Here is a 3,050-nt window from a genome sequence, read left to right on the forward strand (position 1 = left end):
TGTTCTTTGAAAACTAGATAACAAAAGTAAGACATTCACATTCAATTGTAATGCAAGAAATCACGTAGTGATTCTTTTTAACGGTTAAGTTAGAAAGGGCGCACGGTGGATGCCTTGGCACTAGGAGCCGATGAAGGACGGGACGAACACCGATATGCTTCGGGGAGCTGTAAGCAAGCTTTGATCCGGAGATTTCCGAATGGGGAAACCCACCACTCGTAATGGAGTGGTATCCATATCTGAATACATAGGATATGAGAAGGCAGACCCGGGGAACTGAAACATCTAAGTACCCGGAGGAAGAGAAAGCAAATGCGATTCCCTGAGTAGCGGCGAGCGAAACGGGAACAGCCCAAACCAAGAGGCTTGCCTCTTGGGGTTGTAGGACACTCTGTACGGAGTTACAAAGGAACGAGGTAGATGAAGAGGTCTGGAAAGGCCCGCCATAGAAGGTAACAGCCCTGTAGTCAAAACTTCGTTCTCTCCAGAGTGGATCCTGAGTACGGCGGAACACGTGAAATTCCGTCGGAATCCGGGAGGACCATCTCCCAAGGCTAAATACTCCCTAGTGACCGATAGTGAACCAGTACCGTGAGGGAAAGGTGAAAAGCACCCCGGAAGGGGAGTGAAATAGATCCTGAAACCGTGTGCCTACAAGTAGTCAGAGCCCGTTAACGGGTGATGGCGTGCCTTTTGTAGAATGAACCGGCGAGTTACGATCCCGTGCAAGGTTAAGCAGAAGATGCGGAGCCGCAGCGAAAGCGAGTCTGAATAGGGCGAATTGAGTACGTGGTCGTAGACCCGAAACCAGGTGATCTACCCATGTCCAGGGTGAAGTTCAGGTAACACTGAATGGAGGCCCGAACCCACGCACGTTGAAAAGTGCGGGGATGAGGTGTGGGTAGGGGTGAAATGCCAATCGAACCTGGAGATAGCTGGTTCTCTCCGAAATAGCTTTAGGGCTAGCCTCAAGGTAAGAGTCTCGGAGGTAGAGCACTGATTGGACTAGGGGCCCCTACCGGGTTACCGAATTCAGTCAAACTCCGAATGCCGATGACTTATCCTTGGGAGTCAGACTGCGAGTGATAAGATCCGTAGTCGAAAGGGAAACAGCCCAGACCGCCAGCTAAGGTCCCAAAGTATACGTTAAGTGGAAAAGGATGTGGAGTTGCTTAGACAACCAGGATGTTGGCTTAGAAGCAGCCACCATTTAAAGAGTGCGTAATAGCTCACTGGTCGAGTGACTCTGCGCCGAAAATGTACCGGGGCTAAACGTATCACCGAAGCTGCGGACTGTTCTTCGAACAGTGGTAGGAGAGCGTTCTAAGGGCTGTGAAGCAAGACCGGAAGGACTTGTGGAGCGCTTAGAAGTGAGAATGCCGGTATGAGTAGCGAAAGAGGGGTGAGAATCCCCTCCACCGAATGCCTAAGGTTTCCTGAGGAAGGCTCGTCCGCTCAGGGTTAGTCGGGACCTAAGCCGAGGCCGAAAGGCGTAGGCGATGGACAACAGGTTGATATTCCTGTACCACCTCCTCACCATTTGAGCAATGGGGGGACGCAGGAGGATAGGGTAAGCGCGGTATTGGATATCCGCGTCCAAGCAGTTAGGCTGGGAAATAGGCAAATCCGTTTCCCATAAGGCTGAGCTGTGATGGCGAGCGAAATATAGTAGCGAAGTTCCTGATTCCACACTGCCAAGAAAAGCCTCTAGCGAGGTGAGAGGTGCCCGTACCGCAAACCGACACAGGTAGGCGAGGAGAGAATCCTAAGGTGATCGAGAGAACTCTCGTTAAGGAACTCGGCAAAATGACCCCGTAACTTCGGGAGAAGGGGTGCTCTGTTAGGGTGCAAGCCCGAGAGAGCCGCAGTGAATAGGCCCAGGCGACTGTTTAGCAAAAACACAGGTCTCTGCGAAGCCGTAAGGCGAAGTATAGGGGCTGACGCCTGCCCGGTGCTGGAAGGTTAAGAGGAGCGCTTAGCGTAAGCGAAGGTGCGAATTGAAGCCCCAGTAAACGGCGGCCGTAACTATAACGGTCCTAAGGTAGCGAAATTCCTTGTCGGGTAAGTTCCGACCCGCACGAAAGGCGCAACGATCTGGGCACTGTCTCAACGAGAGACTCGGTGAAATTATAGTACCTGTGAAGATGCAGGTTACCCGCGACAGGACGGAAAGACCCCGTGGAGCTTTACTGCAGCCTGATATTGAATGTTGGTACAGCTTGTACAGGATAGGTAGGAGCCTTGGAAACCGGAGCGCCAGCTTCGGTGGAGGCATCGGTGGGATACTACCCTGGCTGTATTGACCTTCTAACCCGCCGCCCTTATCGGGCGGGGAGACAGTGTCAGGTGGGCAGTTTGACTGGGGCGGTCGCCTCCTAAAAGGTAACGGAGGCGCCCAAAGGTTCCCTCAGAATGGTTGGAAATCATTCGCAGAGTGTAAAGGCACAAGGGAGCTTGACTGCGAGACCTACAAGTCGAGCAGGGACGAAAGTCGGGCTTAGTGATCCGGTGGTTCCGCATGGAAGGGCCATCGCTCAACGGATAAAAGCTACCCCGGGGATAACAGGCTTATCTCCCCCAAGAGTCCACATCGACGGGGAGGTTTGGCACCTCGATGTCGGCTCATCGCATCCTGGGGCTGTAGTCGGTCCCAAGGGTTGGGCTGTTCGCCCATTAAAGCGGTACGCGAGCTGGGTTCAGAACGTCGTGAGACAGTTCGGTCCCTATCCGTCGCGGGCGCAGGAAATTTGAGAGGAGCTGTCCTTAGTACGAGAGGACCGGGATGGACGCACCGCTGGTGTACCAGTTGTTCTGCCAAGGGCATCGCTGGGTAGCTATGTGCGGACGGGATAAGTGCTGAAAGCATCTAAGCATGAAGCCCCCCTCAAGATGAGATTTCCCATTCCGCAAGGAAGTAAGATCCCTGAAAGATGATCAGGTTGATAGGTCTGAGGTGGAAGTGTGGCGACACATGGAGCTGACAGATACTAATCGATCGAGGACTTAACCTAATTTGAATGTATGCTTACTGTTATCTAGTTTTGAGAGAA

At 52.8% G+C, this 3,050-nt stretch carries 1 rRNA gene; it reads left to right on the forward strand.

Annotated features, from left to right (window positions below):
* Positions 1-82: 82 nt before the first annotated feature.
* Positions 83-3,011 (forward strand): 23S ribosomal RNA (locus KY305_RS19735).
* The last annotated feature ends 39 nt before the right edge of the window (positions 3,012-3,050 follow it).

Origin of the sequence: Bacillus sp. YC2 (genome assembly GCF_019891195.1) — a bacterium.
GTDB lineage: Bacteria > Bacillota > Bacilli > Bacillales > Bacillaceae > Bacillus.